This is a genomic window from Peribacillus sp. ACCC06369 (assembly GCF_030348945.1).
Classification (GTDB): Bacteria; Bacillota; Bacilli; order Bacillales; family DSM-1321; genus Peribacillus.
The window spans coordinates 3,326,627-3,346,533 of record NZ_JAUCEN010000002.1; the positions used below are offsets into that span (position 1 = coordinate 3,326,627).

Here is a 19,907-nt window from a genome sequence, read left to right on the forward strand (position 1 = left end):
CTGATCTTCATGAATTATTCTACATTTAAAGTAATATTATCTATTAGCCTTGCATGCTTGAACTTAACGGCGATTGCAATGATGACGTTTCCAGAAAGCATTTCAATTGGTTTAAGTTCCGGATATTGATAGATTTCAATATAGTCGATCACCCCATTTGTATGGGCACCAATATGTTCACTTACCAGAGCCGTAACGGTTGCAGTATTTCTTTCACCTGATATAATCGCATCTTTGGCCTTTAATAAACTTTGGTACAGCTCATTAGCTTCCATTCGTTCCCGATCTGATAGGTTAACATTTCGCGAGCTCTTCGCTAACCCATCTTCTTCTCGTACGGTATCTACAGCTACAAGCTGGATCGGGAAATTAAAATCTTTGATCAATCCATCTATCACAGCGACTTGCTGGGCATCCTTCTTCCCGAAGTAAGCTCTATCAGGAAGGATGATATTGAAGAATTTCGTCAAGACCGTCGCTACACCATCAAAGTGTCCAGGCCTTTGTCTCCCGCATAAACAATCCGTCCTGCTTTGGACAACAACTTTGACTGATGGTTCTTCACCGTACATTTCGTGGACTGTTGGATAGAAGAGATAATCCACTCCGGCATTGGCTGCGACATTTTCATCCCGTTCCAAATCCCGTGGATATGTTTCAAAATCCTCATTTGGTCCAAATTGCAACGGATTAACAAATATACTCAATACCACAATATCATTTTCTTTGCGAGCCTTTTCCATTAGGGTTGCATGCCCCTCATGTAAAAAGCCCATTGTCGCTACATAGCCAATGCTTTGGTGATTGCTTTTTTCCTCCCGGAGCGCCTTTTGCAAATCTGCTGCTGATGTAAAAGTTTTCATCTTTTCCCTCCGTAAAGTTCTGTAAGCTGCTCTTCCTTCATCGTAAATGTATGTTCTTTCGACGGAAAATCTTTAGATTTCACTTCATTGACATACCTTGTTATCGATTGGCCAATCAGTTCATTCGCATCTCCATAAACTTTTACGAATTTTGCAACCCGATCTACCCCATACTTGATGACATCATGATAAACGAGGACTTGACCATCCGTGTCTGCACCTGCCCCAATTCCAATGGTAGGAATCCCCAGGTTCCTTGTGACGAGTTCCCCCACTTGATATGGTACACATTCAAACACTACTGCCATCGCACCTGCCGCCTCACACTTTTTCGCATCTTCCACAAGCTGTGCTGCAGCTTCGGCGTCTTTTCCTTGCACTTTATATCCGCCCAGAACGCCGACTGATTGAGGAGTCAAGCCAAGATGGGCTACAACCGGGATGCCCGCCTTCGTCAATGCTGATATTTTATATACAACATCGTCTGCTCCCTCAAGCTTTATGGCATCCGCATGACCTTCCTGCATGATACGGGCTGCATTCTTAAGTGTTTCATCCATGGATAGGTGATAGCTCATAAAGGGCATATCAGTCACGACAAATGTATTTGGGGCCCCGCGTTTTACTGCTTTTGTATGATGGATCATGTCATTCACCGTAACAGGGATCGTAGAGTCATAACCCAAAACGACCATTCCTAAAGAATCACCGACTAAAATCATGTCTACACCTGATTGTTCGGCTAACTTTGCCGACGGATAATCATAAGCCGTAAGCATGACAATTTTCTCTTGATTTTGTTTCATTTTCAAAAAATCTCCGGACAATTTCATTACGTTTCCTCCTTTTTGTTGGAGGAGATGAAAACATCAGAGTAAACTGGTGTCTATACATTCATACGCAAAAAAGGACTGACTAAAAAAGTATCTGTTTAGCTAAGAAAAATGGCTTAAAAAGCCAGATTTCGTTCAATAAACAGCACTTGTCATTTTAGTCAATCCCTTTGTTCCATCAGAAGTTTCATCCCTCCGTCCCAGTCCAATCTCTGGATCAAGGCAGATTTTCAAATAATTTGGTATTTATGGGGGTGCAGTTCACATGAGATACTGCCCACTTGCATTATATCAAGCCAATTTCAATAATTCTATTTATTTTTCGCGGATTTGACAAAAAAATCTACTGAATTTCAATATCTGCAGAATAAATCGAATGTACTTTTCCTTTTCCGTCTTCAAGTAGTAAAACACCTGAATCCGTTATGCCCAATGCTTTTCCGACAATCGTGTCATTGACGGTACTGGCTTTGATAACCTGTCCAAGGCTGATCGCATAACTCTCCCATAGGTCCTTTATTGGCATGAAGCCTTGTTCTAAATAGAGTTCGTACAAGTTTTCCAGACGAAACAATGCTCGTTGAATGACCTTGGACCTTGAAACCGTCCCTCCATTTTCTATGAGAAGGGAAGACGCTTTTTCCTGCAGTTCTTCAGGAAAATCCTCCAATTGCTGGTTGATATTCATTCCAATTCCGATAATGACAGAATGGATTCTATCTGACTCCGCCTGCATCTCCGTCAGGATGCCCACCACTTTCTTGCGATTCACCAAAATATCATTCGGCCACTTTATTTGTGGCTTCAAATCAGTGGTATCCTCTATAGCCTGAGCCACGGCGACCGCGGCCAATAATGTAAGTTGTGGAGCCTCATGAATCGGGATTTTCGGTCTTAGTATGAGACTCATCCATATGCCGCTGAATTTTGGGGAATGCCAAGATCTCATCAATCTTCCTTTTCCGGATAATTGTTCCTCGGCAACGACGAGGGTCCCCTCCTGAACGCCTTCATTTGCTAGTTGATGCGCAATTTTTTGAGTGGATTCCACAGTTTCCTGATAGTGGATCATTTTGCCGATCGTTTTTGTTTCCAAGCCAAGTTGTATTTCACTTTCTGACACTTTTTCCGGCGCTGATATGATCCGGTAGCCTTTTTTCCTAACGGCTTCAACATTATAACCTTCACTGCGCAGGTCTTCTATATGCTTCCATACTGCCGTACGCGAACAACCAATATATTCTGCAATTTCCTGACCGGATATAAATGCACCATCCGCTTTTGAGAGGGCTTCCATCAACTTTGTTCTTAACTCAGATTGCATTTCTCCAGCCACCTCTTTATTTCTTCTTTATCATTTCTTAATTCTTTATTCAAGACAGCTTTCAATATTTTTTCCAAGTATTCTTTCACCCATGGACCTGGTTTCTCTTGTTGCCAATTCAATAAATCCGTCCCCGTTACGGCAAGATCCGACATATGTTTAATAATGAGTTCATTGTAGCGTAGATGTGCATTCTCCTCTGCACGCGATACATTTCCCCCAGTCAGTGCTGCCCTGACTTTAGCAGCTTGTACAGTTACGCCATGACCTGCCTGAAATACATCGATAGCTGAATTTTCAAAAGAGGGTTCTTTCTTTACTAGCTGTATGACACGTTGAACGTTTCTTATCGTTTTCAATGGCAGCTTCCATGCCCTTAATGCCTTTTCCATTTCCCGATCACTTGTATGAACCATGATTACTGACCATATTTCTGCCGCTTTAAGCTGATGAAGCGGAAGATTTAGTAATTTACTTAAATGCTCCTTCTTACTGGAGAATTGAGGCAGGTATCGATATAATCCGCTTTCTAGCAAGAGAGAGAGAGCCCTTAACTTATTGGATCCGGCCAATAACTTTTCAAATTCAACCAGGATTCTTTCGACAGCGATTTCACTGATGATCTGGGCGTTTTCTTTAAGGGAATCAAAGGTTTCTTGATCCAGTTCAAAATCAAGTTGACTGACGAACCTTAATGCACGCATCATTCTCAAAGCATCCTCATGAAACCTTTCATGCGGGTTGCCAACCGTGATGATCCTTTTTTCAGTCAAATCACGCTTTCCATTAAATGGATCGATAATGTTTCCGGACTTATCCATGGCCATTGCATTCATCGTGAAATCTCTTCTCCGTAAATCCTCAGTCAAAGAACGGACAAATTGCACAGAATCCGGTCTGCGGAAGTCCGAATACCCGCTTTCCGTTCTAAACGTCGTAATTTCGTATGTACCCGAATCCGTAATTACAAGGACTGTTCCATGGTCAATCCCGATATCAGCCGTTTTAGAAAAAATCAGTTTGATTTCCTGGGGTGTTGCGGAAGTAGCAATGTCCACATCGTTGATGGGCCTGCCGAGGATATAATCCCTTACTGAACCACCAACGAAATAGGCCTCGAATCCTGCTCCTTCAATCAATTCGAGAATGGGTACTGATTTTAAGAATAACTGATCCATCAGCATCCCCTCCCTATTCCGTAGATTTACTTTCAAGTGCTTGAAGGTAGATGGTTTCATACTCTGACATGATTGTAGCCGAATGAAAATTGGTATTGGCCCTTTCCAGCGCAGCCTCAGAAAAGCGTTTATGCAAAATCGGGTCGCTTAAAAGTCCAATCGCTTTTTCTGCAACCATTTTGACATCACCCAATTCACAAATATAACCAGTCTCCCCATCTACGATGACTTCAGGAATTCCCCCGATATTCGTCCCGATACAAGGAACTCCACATGCCATCGCCTCGAGAAGCACGAGTCCGAAACTCTCCTTTTCAGATAATAGGAATATCAGATCACTGATTGAATATAATTCGGCAAGGTTATCCTGCTTGCCAAGAAACAAGACCGATCCATCGATCCCAAGATCTTTAGCCAATTTCAAAACGGTTGTCACTTCCGGTCCGTCACCTACGAGCAGAAGCTTGGCAGGCATTTTCTTTTGTGTTAAATAAAACGCCTGGATGACATCTTTCACACGCTTGACCGAACGGAAATTCGAGACGTGTATGATCACTCTTTCATCTTCCCTGATTCCGTATTCATCCCTCAGGTATTCTGAATTGGATTTATGGTAATCCCTTTCATCAATAAAATTATAAACGGTTTTGATTTCCTTATTCGGTGCGATTAAATCATGCGTTTCCTGGACAAGGGAATTAGATACCCCTGTAACGACATCGGACTGCTCTATCCCGAACTTTATCAAATTGGTCAATGAGGGATCATGGCCTAATACGGTTATGTCCGTACCATGCAGTGTGGTCACGATCTTTACTTCATTACCTGACATCTGCTTTGCAAGGATCGCACAAACAGCATGTGGAATTGCATAATGAACGTGAAGGATATCTAGTTTCTCCCGTTTTACCACATCCGCTATCTTGCTGGCAAGGGCCAGGTCATATGGTGGATATTGAAAGACTGAGTAAGAGTTCACTTCAACCTGGTGATAATAAATATTACAGTACATCTTATTCAAGCGAAAAGGGAGGCTTGATGAAATGAAATGTATTTCATGTCCTTTTTCTGCAAGCATTTTACCTAATTCAGTTGCTACGACACCAGAACCCCCAACTGTAGGGTAACAGGTAATTCCAATTTTTAATTTCATAAGATTATTTTTCTCCTAACAAGTCGGCATCGATCAGTAACGGTTTTTTTGTCATGAATCCTTCCGCATAGGCGACACCCACTTCTTTTCCGAACATCCGCTCCCGTGCCTCCACTGTCTCGATATAGCCATTCACTAGCGGGGTTTCAACAGTTCGTTCACTTTTTTCGAATTGGCTGCCATAGGCTCTAAGACTATCCAGCTTTTGTGATATTGAAGAAGTGATGTCCACGACGAAGTCCGGTTTGTGAAAACCATTTATCATAAAATAGTACATATTCTGGACACGATGAGAATCCAGGCCTTCTTCTTCCATATACTTTCTGACTCCTGCCGAAAAAACTGCTTCTTCGACCAATTTGGCACAGTTTCCATGATCGGGATGGCGATCTTCAAAAAAAGGGGCAAATACAAGGGCAGGTTTATATTGACGAATGACTGTAATGATTTGATCTATGTATTCCGCTTTCATATATAAACCCCGGTCGGGTAAATCAAGGGAAATCCTTTTCACCCCAAGGATTTCAGCAGCCTTATCCGCTTCCTCCTGACGCAATGGAACGGTTCCATTGGATGACATTTCAGCTTTTGTCAAATCACAAATGACAATTTCCTTTCCTTGCTTCACATATTTAGCAATCGTGCCCCCCATACCTATTTCAACATCATCCGCATGCGCGCCGAAAGCCAGGATATCTATGTTACTTTTGTTTATCATTTATCTCACCTTGTTTTTTCCGTAGTTTTAGCCAGTCCATATACCCATGTTTCAAACCTTGTATCAGCACTTCTGCCGTGCCCATATTTGTCGCTAAGGGAATTTCATAAACATCGGATAGGCGTATAAGCGCTGATACATCCGGTTCATGTGGCTGTGATGTCAATGGATCGCGGAAAAATAGGACCATATCCATTTCTCCGCGCGCAATCATTGCACCTATTTCCTGATCTCCGCCAAGAGGTCCTGAATGAAAACGATGGACAGGCAGTGATACTTCTTCCATAATTCTTTTACCAGTCGTACCTGTAGCAAATAATTCATGCTGCTCAAATACAGCTTTATAGGCTGTTATAAATTGAATGATATCTTCTTTTTTCTTATCATGGGCAATTAAGGCAATTCTCATCGTAAATCCTCCTTCTCCCTATTCGATAATATTTTCCAGGCCGTATACAAGAACATCCAATTTCATGACGGTATCGACAGCTAGTTTGACACCTGACATGAAGGATGCTCGATTAAAGGAATCATGTCGGACCGTCAATAGCTCTCCCTCACTTCCAAAAAGCACCTGTTGATGAGCAACTAGGCCCGGAAGGCGTACACTATGGATATGCATACCGTCTACATTTGCTCCTCTTGCCCCCTGGATGGTTTCTTTTTCATTTGGGTGTCCTTGTTGTTTTGTTTCACGTACCGCTGCAATCATATCTGCCGTTTTGGAAGCCGTACCAGAAGGTGCATCCAGTTTTTGATCATGATGCATTTCGATGATTTCCACATCCGGGAAATACTTTGCGGCCATTTGTGAAAACTTCATCATCAAAATGGCTCCGATTGCAAAGTTTGGCGCGATGATGCAGCCGATGCCCTTTTCTTTTGTAAGTGAATCAAGCTTCGCTAAATCTTCCTTTGTAAAACCTGTCGTCCCCACTACAGGGCGGATGCCATGATTAAGTGCCGTTTCGGTATGAAACATCCCCACTTCAGGTGTAGTTAAATCGATCAATACGTCTGCTTCAACAGAAGAAAAGCATTCATTTATATCCGAAAAAACAGGTGCTTCAATACCGTGGAAACCTTCTATTGCGGAGAGGCTTTCCCCGTTATACTTACGATCTATGACAGCGGCCAATTCAAACCCTTCTGTCCCATGTACGAGCTTCACCGCTTCATTTCCCATTCTGCCACGAGGACCAGCTACAATTACTTTCACTTTACTCATTTTTACCTTCCCCTTCCATTTCCTCTTCTTTTCTTGTCCATCTATCTTTATCACGGGTTGTAAACTTTTCCATGACCTTATCATGTGAGCTTTGAAGGTCAATCCCTAAAGAATTGGCAAAACAAATTAACACAAAAAGCATGTCCCCCAATTCCGCTTCAATACTATTCTCTTCCTCGGTTGGTTTCTTCGGTTTTTCACCATGGTAGTGATTGACTTCCCTAGCCAATTCCCCAAGTTCTTCCGACATGCGGGCAAGCATGGCCAAGGGGCTGAAATATCCTTCTTTGAATTGTCCTATGTATTGGTCGACTTCCGCTTGCATTTGTTGGAGCGTCTTTTGCTTTTCCATATAGTCACCCATTCTTGATTTTCGTTTTCAAACATTATACCTTCTCCATGTTAGCTAAAAGTGAAACGGATGACAACAGATACGTTTGCGAATCAAAATTGCCCATAGTTGGTTAATTAGTTATAATAAGTAAATTACTGATATGCTAACCTTTGGAGGTATGGGACATGCTTTTGGGCTTAAAATTGAAAAATACTATATTCATCCTTTTTGGGGCTGGAATCTTCGCCTTTGGCCTTGTGCATTTTAACATGCAGAACCACTTGGCCGAAGGCGGATTCACCGGTCTCACCTTGATTATATATCAACTTATCGGGATAAATCCTTCTTATTCTAATTTGATTTTGAATATTCCCCTATTTTTAATAGGGTGGAAATATTTAGGCCGCACATCTTTCTTTTATACGATTATCGGAACAGTCGGCCTCTCCGTTTGGCTCTGGGTTTTCGAGAGATACCAAATCGATATCGATCTCGGAAACGATTTGATGCTGGTGGCATTGTTTGCCGGGGTCTTTGTTGGTGTCGGGCTCGGGATCATCTTTCGTTACGGAGGGACAACAGGCGGAGTAGATATCATTGCCCGTTTTGCCCACCGTTACTTAGGAATGGGCATGGGACGGACCATGTTCATCTTTGATGCAGTTGTAATTGGCCTGTCCATCCTTACCTACCTGGATTACCGGGAAGCGATGTATACCCTCGTTGCCGTATTTATAGGCGCTAGAGTAATCGACTTTATGCAAGAAGGGGCCTATGCAGCCAGAGGTGCAATGATCATTAGTGAGAAGAACAAGGAAATTGCCGAAAAAATCATGAATGATATGGAGCGTGGCGTAACGGTATTACGGGGATACGGGTCCTTTACACGCAATGACCGGGAAGTCCTCTATTGTGTTGTTGGGAAAAATGAGCTTGTCCGCTTAAAAAATGCCATAACATCGGTGGACCCTCATGCATTCGTATCTGTAAGTGAAGTGCATGACGTATTGGGCGAGGGCTTTACACTTGATGAGAATAAGAACCCCATTGAAAGGTAATCGAGGGGCTGGTGGCATACCAAATGGAATGTAATCCTTTTGAATGTTTCCCCGAATACCTGACTTTTATAAGCAATGTACAACAAATATTTTTAAAAAGCGTTTATAATTGCATGTTAAAAAGGACCCCATCCCGTGATGGCGTCCTTTTATCATTAATCTTCTTCTCTCATTCCTGTATACATAAGCAGAAGACGAACTAATTCCAGTACGGCTACAAGAGCGGCAGCAACATAAGTCATTGCAGCTGCACTTAATACTTTTTTCGTTTCCCGTTCTTCATCATTTCGGATGACCCCAACTGAAACGAGTTGATCCATCGCCCGTGAAGAAGCATTGAACTCAACCGGCAGTGTTATCACTTGGAAGAGAACAGCGGCTGCCATGAAAACGATACCCGCCAATAGCAACCCAGGAATTGAGGCTAACATCCCGATTAATATTAAAATCCAAGATATGTTAGAACCAAAGTTAGCTACCGGTACTAACGCATGGCGGAAACGTAAGAATGCATATGCTTCTTTATCTTGAATCGCATGTCCAACTTCATGGGCTGCAACCGCTACACCGGCAACTGAATGGCCGTGATAGTTATCTGTTGATAAACGCACCGTTTTATCCCTTGGATCATAATGGTCCGATAGCATTCCAGGTGTCTCTTCGACCCTGACATTGAACAGACCATTTTGATCCAAAATGGCCCGCGCCGTCTCAGCACCATTCATACCAGAAGAAGCCGGTACCTTTGTATATTTTTTATACGTGCTTTTCACTTTCATTTGTGCATAAATCGGGATTAAAATGATAATCGCCAAATAAATGAAATACATGGTATCCTCCTATGACTATAATTACTCTTAATTCTATGGATTGAGGGCACCCCTGTCAAATATAGTGTTCTCTTCCCCTGTCTTTTTAATCATTATGTTCTTTCCTTGGTTTCTCCCTATCACCTTTATATTTTCTCCAGCCTACATAAGAAAGCGTCATAATGATGATACTGCCTGTCGATATGATGACCCACCAAAGGGAAGGATCTGCATCATCTTCCCCCATTTCATCAAAAATGGAGGTTAGTTCGCTTTGTAATGCATCCAGTTCCTTTTGACTCTCTCCATCACTGATTACTTCCGGTCGGTATTGGTTGATGTATTGAATCCTCGTGTCCAGTTGCTGCATCGTTTCTTTAGAAAGGTCGACTTTCAAGCTAGGATATATCATTTCATATTGTGAAAGGAATAAGTTCAATTGGCTATTGAATGTAATCGTGTCTTGATTGATGGCGGCATTCTTTGTCTGCTGGAAAGAATTCATCATTTGATCCTCCATCTCTGTCCAAAGGGGCTGATGGGTAGACTTGACCGCATCAACGACAAGCCGGAACTTTGTTACAGAATTAACCTTTTCGGAATCTCCCTTATTCATATCCTTTATTGTCATCAACGCTTCATTATGAGCTACAGTAATAATTCGAAGTTCGTCCATGTCAAGGATCTGCTCTTTCGCTGTCTCTTTTAAAAACCGATCAGAAAAAAACGTCAGCATCTTTTCCGAATCTCCATATCGCTTCAACTTGGCCATTTCCAAGGCACTATCGGAAATGTTATCTAATTGCTCCAAACTTGAAGAGGATTCTGCATAGACAGGGAAATGTAAGACGACAAATAAAACAGCAATGGTTAATATGAATTTTTTCAACATGCTACTCGTCCCTCCTCATATCTCTACTAAAACGATATGAAAGAACAAACATGAGTAGACCTCGTTCAACACAAAAAAAAATTAACCCTGCTTTTACAAAGCTGTATACAGGGCTAACTTTTTAATGGATGAAGGATAGGGTGATCCGCTTTTTTCTATATCCAAAATACCAGCCGACAAAAATGGAAAGTATGCTGAGCCAAAAAGTAAAATAACCTATCGAGTTCATATATACCAATAGATCACGATATATTGGCATCATTTCAAAAACATAATCGATTATGTCATTATGTATGGTCCAAATCCCTGCGACTATCAAATGCCAAGGTTTTATTCGATAAAATGGTGCATATAATACCCCTTGAATCGCCATTCCCAAATGAGAAGCCATTAACATATAGCCTTCCCATGGCAATGAACCTGTTGTCACTAATGTCATTAGATTCATAACAACTGCCCATATACCATATTTGAATAGTGTTATTATCGCCAAAGCTTCCATAAGTCCAAAGTTTCTTTTTAATAGGAACCCCAATAAAACAAATACAAAAAACAGGCTAGCTGTCGGGCTGTCCGGTACAAAAGCCAAAAAAATGGCCGGAGTGTTTTCCAATTGACTTCCGTACCAATAATATCCAAAGGCTGTTCCGAATATATTTATTATTAATAACAAAAAGAGCATTTGCCGATTTGCAAGCCAACTGTAGATAACATTCATTCTTTTACCCTCACTTACATTCTCATGTATACTCATTTTACATTCCATCACCTTGAAAACCAAGCATCATTTCAATTTCCTTTCATTTACGCTTCAATTTACCAATAAAAAAGCCGACAACCGTAGTCGTCAGCTTTTCATTTACAGCATATGAAAGAAAATGCTGTTGATGGTTATATTATTTTGCTGATAATCCAGATACAAATTCAGCTAATGTTGCCAATTCTTCATCTGTACCTTTGAACATGCCAGCTGGCATGGCACCTTGGCCTTCGCGAGCGATTTTAGAGATTTCTTCTGGCTTTAAACCTGTGTCAATTAAGCTTGGCGCTCCTGCTCCACCAGTTAATTCTGCTCCGTGACAGCTAATACAGCCACTAGAATCCATCAGTTTATACCCATCGCTTTCTTTATCAATGTCTGCACCTTCCACGATTGCTCCTTGCTTCTTGGAAGCTTCCCAATCGTGATGTGCCGCAGACTCCCATGTTAAATAGAAAACACCTGCCATTGCCAATAGCATGAAGCCTACAGCAAAAGGACGTTTCGCTGGGCTCCGCTCTGGACCACGATCTAAAAAAGGTGCCAAGAGCAATGCCCCGAAAGCCAAACCAGGTATTACCATGGACCCGATTGCATTATAAGGGCCTGAAGCATAAGTATACTTAAGTAATTGGTAAAGGAATAGGAAATACCAGTCTGGCAGCGGAATATACGCTGTATCTGTAGGATCTGCTATCCTTTCCAATGGCGATGGATGTGCGATTGTCAGGCATAGATAACCTACAAGAAATACGGCTCCGACCATCCATTCTTTTAAAAGGAAATTAGGCCAAAATGCTTCAGTTTTCCCAGGATATTCTGAATAATCTTTCGGAATATTCGGTTTACGGTCCGCGGAGATACGCGAGTCACCTACGAATTTCATACCTTTCCCACGATGCATTGAACAATTCCCCTCCTTTATGAAAAGGTTTTTTTGGTTCTTGATTCACCATTCTTTTATAGTGGACCTGAAATACCTTGTTTTCGGATCATTAGGAAATGAGCCGCCAGTAAAGCAAATAATGCTGCAGGCAGGAAGAATACATGAATTGCAAAGAATCGTGTCAATGTCTGTGCTCCAACGATGGTTGGATCTCCTGCTATCAATGTCTTGAGTGCCGGTCCCATTAACGGTACCGATTCGACAATTGTCAACGTAACTTTCGTTGCGAATAGCGCTTTCATATCCCATGGCAATAAATAACCAGTCAAGCCTAATGCCAGCATGATGAAGAAAATCAATACGCCGACCATCCAGTTCAATTCACGCGGTTTTTTGTAAGCTCCCTGGAAGAAGACACGAAGAGTATGTAAAAACATCATAACGATAACTAGACTTGCTCCCCAGTGATGCATACCACGGACAATTTGACCGAAGGCAACTTCATTTTGCAAATAATAAACAGATTCCCAAGCGTTTTTAATGTCCGGGACATAGTACATCGTCAAGAACATGCCTGACAAGATTTGGATGACCGTAATAAAGAAAGTTAACCCACCAAAACAATATACGAATGCAGAAAAATGATGTGCGGGGTTAACATGTTCAGGAACCTCATGGTCAGCAATATCCCGCCATAATGGCGTAATATCTAAACGCTCGTCCACCCAGTCATATAACTTTGTTAGCAATGTTTACGCCTCCCCATGCGGTTTTAGTTGACCCAAATAAAGAATTCCATCTTTTTCTTTCGTGCCATAGACATCCAATGGTGAAACCGGCGGTGTCCCTTTCACGTTCACTCCATCTTTCGTATACCTGCCGTAATGGCAAGGACAGAAAAATTGATTCGGATTAGACTTATCCGTATTCCATGCTACCGTACAGCCTAAATGCTTACAGATTGGAGATAATGCAACGATATTGCCATCATCCGTTTTGTAAACCCACGCTGTATTTGTTTCTTCAGACTCATACCACCCATCGACCTGCTTGAAACTAAAGTCGACACGGGTTGGTTCGGTAGTCAGTTCACTTACCTTCTGCTTAGTTGCAATGTAATCCCCGCCTTTATCTGCTGATAATACAGGATCAATTGCAAACCTAACCATAGGCATCAACATACCGGCCGCCATAAATCCACCAACGCCAGTAAGTGTGTAATTAAGGAATTGACGTCGTGAAACATTATGCTTGCTCATGCGTTTTCCCCCCCTCTATTACTATACTGAGAGCCCAAAGGACCAATAAATAGCAACACTATAAAACTAGGACATTTCCATGATATCTCAATAATTTACCAAGGTCAATATTTGTAAAACCCAAAAGGTGGCAACTATGTGTCAAATAATGCGAAAAATCCTACTTTTTTTCATTTTTCCAATTATAAGTGAATATATCAAGGATCTGGAGAACCTGCTGGTTAATCATTTCCCTGGCTTGTTCAATTTCAAGCCCCTCCAGGGGGACGGCAGGAATCCATACTAAATTATTTTCCAATTCCCGCTCTTCCTTTTTCCACTCGAAATCTGATGTAAGAAAAAAAACATGCTTGAAATTATTTTCTTTCACTTCATTGGCCCAACCCTTTAACCGCTCAATCTTATCCAATTCATCACTTAAATAATGAAATGTTGGCAATAAAAGAATTCTTCCTTTCATCTGCTTTTCAAGTTCCAAGCTTAAAATGGTAAGAAATTCATTCATTGAACCCGTTTGCTTCATTTGCGATCCAAAAGATATGGGAACCAAAGGAATTAATACGGTATCCACATATTCTTTAGATTGCATATACATGTCAAGATCTTTTGCTGTCCACTTCATGCTTTTCTTCACTCCCGATTTTTTAAATCAACTCCTTATCATTTTACCATTATTTTTATAACATCTTTACCATATACCCATAGTCTTTACAAAAATGTGGATTTTATCAATGTTTTATAAAAAATAAAAACCTTTCCTGATTACGGAAAGGTCATTTTATTTCATCCAAGTACTTTTAGTTGATTCAATTGTTCGGTTAAATCCTTAAATGCTTGTTCATCATGCTTATCAAGTGCTTCATCGATTTCCTTTAGCAGACGATCCCTTTGAAAATAAAGCATGCTTTTTTCTAAAAATTGTTCAGCCAGCAGCTGATCTTTTTCGTTCGATGCCGTAGATTTCGGCACGAAGGGATTATTTTCCAATACCGCTGCATATTGATAGGAAGAGTAAGCGGATTTAAAATTGAGCTGAATATAAATGTCTTCATCCCGATTTAACCGGATATCATGAAAAGATTTCTCTGCATCGGTCGTCATGATATTGGACTTATAGAACCTGAAAGGGACTTCATCCACACAATGTGTCGACATAATTAGTCCGCGTGGGCAATATTGGGCATTTTCTACAAAATGAACCTTTTTCATTAGTTGATCATGACTCATTAAGTAATTCAATATCCACACGCATTCTCTTCGTTTTAGTTGATAATGATTTAAAAACCACCGAATAAAATCCTTCTTCTCATTCACAGAAACAGGGGCAGCCACCATGAATTCCCTCCTCTGTCTTGATTTAGTTTCATTTCGCTTATCTACAGTTCATCTGTACTTTCACCTAGCCGCTCCAAAATCATCGCATACTCATCATTTGCTGGGTTTATCTCAAGCAGCTTATTAAATACTTCTCTAGATGTGGCTCTGTCTCCTTCTTCAATTAAAAAGAAACCATAGTCTTCCAGGAAATCTTGATTGTTCTTGAATGAATTATATGCTTTATGATAGCTGGTTAATGACTCTTTAAATTGTTCGGTGTGTTGATAAGATACAGCAGCTATCCAGTCAAACTGCGGATCATCCTCTCCATACCGCCTTACTTCACCAATACACTCGAGTACATCTTCATACCTTTCGTGGTGCATATAAAGTTTCAAGAGGGTAAGTGCAGCTTCCAGGTATCCTGGATCAATGGCAAGAGCTTCTTTAAATAGATTTTCCGCCTCTTCATCAAGTCCGCTTTTCAAGGCAATTTTTCCACCGAAGAAGTAAAGTTCCTTATTGAATTCATCAGCCTTGATTCCTTCTTTGACCGTTTTCAGGGCATTTTCCAAATCCTCAAGATGTTCATAACTCTTTGCCAGATATAAATATAGGGAATGGTATTCATGATCTAATTCTTTCAGTTCAACAAACTTTCGTACCGCTGTCTCATAAAGACCTGCCTGAAAAGCCGTAAATGCATATTCAAATAGGGTATTGATTTCAAGTCCATCATTCAAGGCCTTTTCAAAGTGCGGAAGGGCCTCCTCGAATTTCCCAGAACTGCTTAATGCTTCAGCAAGCCTCTGATTGACATTAACTCCAGCGATTTCTTGTTCCTGTTCCAAAACCTTTATGTAATTTGCAATGGCTTCCTGATCCCTTCCTTGATGAAAGAACAGTTCAGCTAGCGCAAAATCAATGATGATCTCATCGGGAAGTATTTCCTTTGCCTGCAGTAATTTTCGTTCACTGACCTCATCCATCCCCTGTAATTGATAAAGGTCCGCTTCCAAAAGCAAAGCACTTGGATATACTTCATCATCTGCACTTACTTTTTCAAGCATCAGCATCGCTTCATCTTCCTGGTCCATGTCAATCAGGATTTCCGCCAACGAAACAATCAATTCTCCTTCATCAGGATAGAGTTCCAGAAGATGTTCAAAAAGATCCTTTGCCTCCTCCACAAAACCAAGCTGGAGCATTTCCTCGGCCAGCAACAATATGTCCTCTGCTGACTCTGATGATTTAATACGATTTATATGTTTAAGAGCTTCTGTTAATTCCCCTTTTTTTAAATGCTGTATAACTTGTTCCACTGTGTTCATTGTTGATTCCTTCCTTTTGCATGATTGACTTGGTCTCTAGTCATACACACTCACGTCATTATGTGACATTCTCTGCCATCAAGACAAAATACCCATGTTGCAATAGTGAGATGCATAGTAAACAGTATTTATTAGTTTACCATACTGTAGCCCTGTATTCCATTGATGAAGTCCCCTCCTCATTCTCATTAAAAAAAGGTTACTAGTTAATTCTCCATGATCCATTCATTCTCCTTTTTGATCAGGAATCCCTTTTTCTTAATTTTCATGATTAATACAGGCAAAAACGCCTAAATGTTAGCGCTTTCAACACTTTAGAGCGTTTAAAAAAAAAGTTTACAGACCAAATAAGGTTTGTAAACTTTTTTAATAGTTACTTTATCAATTCCGTCAAATGCTCAAAAAATTGTGGATATGATACATCTATGGCATCAGGGTCGGCAAGTTCCACTTCCCCATTCGTTATCAAAGCTGCAACAGCGAGCATCATTCCGATACGATGATCTCCATGGCTTGTAACCGTACCTCCATTTAGGGCATTACGTCCTTTGATAATCAATCCGTCTGCTGTCGGAGTTATATCTGCCCCCAGGATGGAAAGCTCATTTGCGACCGTATCAATTCGATTGGTCTCTTTCACTTTTAGTTCTGCTGCATCCTTGATTGTCGTTATCCCTTCAGCCTGTGTTGCCAATAGTGCAATTACCGGTATTTCATCGATGAGACGGGGAATTAGATCACCGCTGATGGTGGTTCCTTTTAGTCGGGAGCTTCTGACAATGATATCTCCTGCAGGTTCACCTACGCCCGTCTTCTTCTCAATCGTAATGTCCGCCCCCATCGATTTCATGACTTCGATGATTCCAGTTCTGGTCGAATTAAGACCCACATTCTTTAATACCACTTCGCTATTTTCCGTAATCGCTGCAGCCACCATGAAGAAAGCCGCTGAAGAAATATCACCCGGCACATGGATGGCCGTTCCTTTGAAGACTTGATTTCCGCTTACTTTAATCGTTTGACCGTCTTTTTCGATTTTCCCGCCAAACTCTTGGATCATTCGTTCTGTATGATCACGGGTCTCTTCCGGTTCGATAATGCTCGTTTCCCCTTCAGCCTGTAGACCAGCCAGGATTATCGCAGATTTGACCTGCGCACTTGCCACAGGTAATTCATAGCGAAACCCTTGTAGTTTGCCTCCTCTTATGAAGAGCGGGGTATATTCGGCTCCTTTACGGCCATCAATGACCGCTCCCATCTGACGAAGTGGGTTGACCACCCTTGTCATTGGACGTTTGGCTATCGATTCGTCACCTGCCAAAACAGCCGAAAAATCTTGACCCGCCAAAATGCCCATCATTAACCTGATCGTTGTACCCGAATTCCCGACATCAAGCACTGCTTCCGGTTCCTTTAATCCATTAAAACCCTTGCCTTCAATTCTGACGTGCTGGCCTTCTTGTTCGATATGGACTCCAAGCTGCTTAAAACAGGAAATCGTACTTAAACAATCGGCTCCTGGAAGAAAATTAGAGACTGTCGTTTCCCCCTCGGCAAGGGCTCCGAACATTATCGAACGATGGGAGATGGACTTGTCTCCCGGTATGGCAATCGAACCACGTAATGACTGGATGTTCGTTTGTAATTTTTTTGTATTCATACAACCATCCTTCCCTATTAATATCATGCTAGGATCGTTTCATAATCTGTATGTCTTGAGATACAATCCGCGGCTTTTATGCGATCAACATCCGTTTGGAAGCTGATGACCAGCACTCCGTATATCTCTTCCCTGGTTTCTATGATCCTTATGTTTGTAATACTGATACCTTCTTGTGCCAAATATCCGGTAATTTCAGAAATTATCCCGGCATAATCCGGTATATCGATATATAAGTCATAAAACGCTGGTATTGCGCCTTTCGCATGGGTTGGCAAATCATCCCTGAAAATCTTTGCATCAGTAAAGAATCGTAGGATTTCTTCACTATCTTCATCTGCTACCAGCCCTTTTATATGCTCCATTTCATTAAGCCAATCATTCATTAATTCTAGTAACACATCCCGGTTATGTAACAAAATGTCACGCCACATTTCCGGACTGCTTGAAGCAATTCTTGTAATATCCCGAAAACCACCTGCAGCAAGCCTTGAAATCAACTTATTTTCCTTACTATAATTTTCTGCCTGCTTAACAAGCCCTGATGCGACAATGTGCGGAAAATGACTAATGACTCCAGTCAGTTTATCATGGGTAGCAGGAGTGACAACCAAAAAGTTCGCTCTTGTCCCTTGTAACCACTCTTTCAGTTGCTCCACTTTTTCTTCTTCGATGGAATCGCCGGGAGTAAGCAAATAAAATGCATGTTCAAATAAATGAAGTTTGGCTGCTCCGGCACCGCTTTTATGGGAACCAGCCATAGGGTGCCCTCCGATGAAGGCCACCCCTTTATCTATCAATGGTTTTGCTGCCTTAACGACTGTATCCTTCGTACTTCCTGCATCCGATATGATTACATCACTTTTTAAATCCATTTCAGCCAATTGAGCTAAAATCTTGACGGTTTCATTTACAGGCACAGCAAGTAGAATCAAATCAGCTTCACATGCTCCCGCTTCCAGAGATGATACAGAATCATCAATGATCCCCAATAGCATCGATAGTTGAATATTCTTTTCACTTAGGTCCGTACCAACAATCACGGCTTCAGGATGTGCATGGCGTACAGCCATGGCCAATGATCCGCCAATTAGACCTAGACCTATTACAAAAACCTTTCCCTTCACTCTTCTCTCCCCCGCATCTTTTATGCTCCTCTAGGTTTGATAAAACCTTATAGCAGCGAATCAGAAGGTGCCTCAACTTCATTCAAGAAAGTTTTAATAGCGTTAATCATTCCTTCATTTTCTTCAGTAGAACCAATTGTTACCCTTAGGCTGTTAGGAAAACCGAAAGATTTCCCCGATCTTGCAATGTATCCGCGCTCAAGCAAATATTGAAACACCATGTCGGCATCCTGTTTAAAATGGATAAAGATAAAATTACCTTGTGACGGGTAATAAGCTAAATTTTCTTTACTGCAAAATTCATAGTACCGCTTGAGCCCCTTCTGATTTTCTTCCTTGCATTTTTCAATGAAAGCTTGATCTTCCAAAGCGACTATAGCAATATTCTGTGCGAATGTGTTGACATTGAATGGTTCCCGGGATGGATCCAGTTTCTGAATGATATCCTCATCAGCTAATCCGTACCCTACCCTAAAACTGGCTAGACCATAAATTTTTGAAAATGTACGAAGTATGATCAAGTTTTTAAATTTATTAATCCATTGATTCGTTCTCGGGTAATCCTCAGCCGTTGCATATTCACAATAAGCTTCATCCAGAACGATAAGAACATCTTCCGGAACTTTTTCGATGAACGATAATAAGTCCTGTTCCGAGATATATTTACCTGTAGGATTATTTGGTGTACAAAGCCAGACAACCGCGGTTTTTTCATCTATAACTTTTAGCATTCCTTCTAGATCATGAGCTCCGTCAATATGAGGAACTTCCCTGATTTCCGCACCTTCAAGCGTGGCATTATGGCGATACTGCGAAAAAGTGCCTGTTGCCATGACCGTATTCTTCCCGGCTCCCAATATGCTTCTGGATATGATTTGAATGTTCTCATCAGATCCATTCCCAAATATAAGCTGAGTTTCTTTCACACCTGTATGTTTTGCAACAGCTTCCCTAAGCATCGTTGCATATCCATCTGGATAGATGGCAAAAGAATGGGTTGAATTCCTAACGGACTCCTTGACCTTTTCCGAACAGCCAAAAGGATTTTCATTTGAAGCTAATTTCGTGATTTTTTCCAACCCGTATAATTTTTTCACTTCATCAGTGGATTTTCCCGGTTGATAAGACTTCAAGGAAAGGACCGCTTCATTCCATTTCATGTCAATCACCTCTATAT

22 protein-coding genes are annotated in these 19,907 nt (G+C 41.3%); 1 reads left to right on the top strand and 21 read right to left on the bottom strand.

Annotation, left to right across the window (positions count from 1 at the left end; translation table 11 throughout):
- Window positions 1–14 precede the first annotated feature (14 nt).
- The 9 genes from panC to QUF78_RS16955 all read right to left on the bottom strand — a co-directional run bounded on the left by panC (window position 15) and on the right by QUF78_RS16955 (window position 7,649).
- Entirely contained in the window at window positions 15–863 is an 849-nt protein-coding gene (gene panC / locus QUF78_RS16915; protein WP_289325588.1) for a pantoate--beta-alanine ligase, read from the bottom strand.
- Complete coding sequence (gene panB, locus QUF78_RS16920; RefSeq protein ID WP_289325589.1) at window positions 860–1,696, bottom strand: 3-methyl-2-oxobutanoate hydroxymethyltransferase; 837 nt, start codon at window positions 1,694–1,696, stop codon at window positions 860–862. Before panB ends, panC begins: the two co-directional genes overlap by 4 nt.
- A gap of 343 nt (window positions 1,697–2,039) precedes the next feature.
- Window positions 2,040–3,020: a biotin--[acetyl-CoA-carboxylase] ligase gene (locus QUF78_RS16925; RefSeq protein WP_289325590.1), complete on the bottom strand. Its 981-nt coding sequence runs from the start codon at window positions 3,018–3,020 to the stop codon at window positions 2,040–2,042.
- Window positions 3,005–4,198: a CCA tRNA nucleotidyltransferase gene (locus tag QUF78_RS16930; RefSeq protein WP_289325591.1), complete on the bottom strand. Its 1,194-nt coding sequence runs from the start codon at window positions 4,196–4,198 to the stop codon at window positions 3,005–3,007. The genes QUF78_RS16925 and QUF78_RS16930 overlap by 16 nt, the downstream gene beginning before the upstream one ends.
- A 13-nt stretch (window positions 4,199–4,211) precedes the next feature.
- Window positions 4,212–5,351 carry an N-acetyl-alpha-D-glucosaminyl L-malate synthase BshA gene (bshA, locus tag QUF78_RS16935; RefSeq protein WP_289325592.1) on the bottom strand — a complete coding sequence of 380 codons (1,140 nt, stop codon included), beginning with the start codon at window positions 5,349–5,351 and terminating at the stop codon, window positions 4,212–4,214.
- A gap of 4 nt (window positions 5,352–5,355) precedes the next feature.
- Window positions 5,356–6,069 carry a bacillithiol biosynthesis deacetylase BshB1 gene (bshB1, locus tag QUF78_RS16940; RefSeq protein WP_289325593.1) on the bottom strand — a complete coding sequence of 238 codons (714 nt, stop codon included), beginning with the start codon at window positions 6,067–6,069 and terminating at the stop codon, window positions 5,356–5,358.
- Entirely contained in the window at window positions 6,053–6,478 is a 426-nt protein-coding gene (locus tag QUF78_RS16945) for a methylglyoxal synthase (protein ID WP_289325594.1), read from the bottom strand. The genes bshB1 and QUF78_RS16945 overlap by 17 nt, the downstream gene beginning before the upstream one ends.
- 18 nt (window positions 6,479–6,496) lie before the next feature.
- Window positions 6,497–7,297 carry a 4-hydroxy-tetrahydrodipicolinate reductase gene (dapB, locus tag QUF78_RS16950; RefSeq protein ID WP_289325595.1) on the bottom strand — a complete coding sequence of 267 codons (801 nt, stop codon included), beginning with the start codon at window positions 7,295–7,297 and terminating at the stop codon, window positions 6,497–6,499.
- Entirely contained in the window at window positions 7,290–7,649 is a 360-nt protein-coding gene (locus tag QUF78_RS16955; RefSeq protein WP_289325596.1) for a nucleotide pyrophosphohydrolase, read from the bottom strand. Before QUF78_RS16955 ends, dapB begins: the two co-directional genes overlap by 8 nt.
- Window positions 7,650–7,816: 167 nt before the next feature.
- Between QUF78_RS16955 and QUF78_RS16960 the strand changes: the two genes are divergently transcribed.
- The gene (locus QUF78_RS16960) at window positions 7,817–8,689 is read left to right on the top strand and encodes a YitT family protein (protein ID WP_289315842.1); all 873 of its coding nucleotides are present in this window, start codon (window positions 7,817–7,819) and stop codon (window positions 8,687–8,689) included.
- A gap of 155 nt (window positions 8,690–8,844) precedes the next feature.
- On the opposite strand, the gene QUF78_RS16965 is transcribed toward QUF78_RS16960, so the two are convergent.
- The 12 genes from QUF78_RS16965 to hisC form a co-directional block, all read right to left on the bottom strand.
- Window positions 8,845–9,519, bottom strand: a complete 675-nt coding sequence (locus QUF78_RS16965) for a zinc metallopeptidase (protein WP_289325597.1) — start codon at window positions 9,517–9,519, stop codon at window positions 8,845–8,847.
- 85 nt (window positions 9,520–9,604) lie between these two features.
- A complete protein-coding gene (gene ypjB / locus QUF78_RS16970) occupies window positions 9,605–10,390 on the bottom strand; it encodes a sporulation protein YpjB (protein ID WP_289315840.1) in 786 nt (261 codons plus the stop codon).
- A 121-nt stretch (window positions 10,391–10,511) separates the two neighbouring features.
- On the bottom strand, window positions 10,512–11,108 hold the full coding sequence (gene lhaT, locus QUF78_RS16975; protein ID WP_289327342.1) for a lipoprotein heptaprenylglyceryl N-acetyltransferase LhaT: 597 nt from the start codon (window positions 11,106–11,108) through the stop codon (window positions 10,512–10,514).
- A 178-nt stretch (window positions 11,109–11,286) separates the two neighbouring features.
- Window positions 11,287–12,054: a menaquinol-cytochrome c reductase cytochrome b/c subunit gene (locus QUF78_RS16980; protein WP_289325598.1), complete on the bottom strand. Its 768-nt coding sequence runs from the start codon at window positions 12,052–12,054 to the stop codon at window positions 11,287–11,289.
- Window positions 12,055–12,110: 56 nt separating this feature from the next.
- Complete coding sequence (gene qcrB, locus QUF78_RS16985; protein WP_034307974.1) at window positions 12,111–12,785, bottom strand: menaquinol-cytochrome c reductase cytochrome b subunit; 675 nt, start codon at window positions 12,783–12,785, stop codon at window positions 12,111–12,113.
- 3 nt (window positions 12,786–12,788) lie between these two features.
- Window positions 12,789–13,295, bottom strand: coding sequence for a QcrA and Rieske domain-containing protein (locus QUF78_RS16990; RefSeq protein WP_289325599.1), 507 nt, complete (start codon window positions 13,293–13,295; stop codon window positions 12,789–12,791).
- 160 nt (window positions 13,296–13,455) lie between these two features.
- A complete protein-coding gene (locus QUF78_RS16995) occupies window positions 13,456–13,917 on the bottom strand; it encodes a YpiF family protein (protein WP_289325600.1) in 462 nt (153 codons plus the stop codon).
- Between the two features lie 161 nt (window positions 13,918–14,078).
- Window positions 14,079–14,630: a ReoY family proteolytic degradation factor gene (locus QUF78_RS17000; RefSeq protein ID WP_289325601.1), complete on the bottom strand. Its 552-nt coding sequence runs from the start codon at window positions 14,628–14,630 to the stop codon at window positions 14,079–14,081.
- 41 nt (window positions 14,631–14,671) lie between these two features.
- Window positions 14,672–15,943 carry a tetratricopeptide repeat protein gene (locus tag QUF78_RS17005; protein WP_289325602.1) on the bottom strand — a complete coding sequence of 424 codons (1,272 nt, stop codon included), beginning with the start codon at window positions 15,941–15,943 and terminating at the stop codon, window positions 14,672–14,674.
- Window positions 15,944–16,316: 373 nt separating this feature from the next.
- Window positions 16,317–17,603, bottom strand: a complete 1,287-nt coding sequence (aroA, locus tag QUF78_RS17010) for a 3-phosphoshikimate 1-carboxyvinyltransferase (RefSeq protein ID WP_289325603.1) — start codon at window positions 17,601–17,603, stop codon at window positions 16,317–16,319.
- A 23-nt stretch (window positions 17,604–17,626) separates the two neighbouring features.
- Entirely contained in the window at window positions 17,627–18,730 is a 1,104-nt protein-coding gene (locus QUF78_RS17015; RefSeq protein ID WP_289315833.1) for a prephenate dehydrogenase, read from the bottom strand.
- A 47-nt stretch (window positions 18,731–18,777) separates the two neighbouring features.
- Complete coding sequence (gene hisC / locus QUF78_RS17020) at window positions 18,778–19,890, bottom strand: histidinol-phosphate transaminase (RefSeq protein WP_289315832.1); 1,113 nt, start codon at window positions 19,888–19,890, stop codon at window positions 18,778–18,780.
- Window positions 19,891–19,907: the final 17 nt, after the last annotated feature.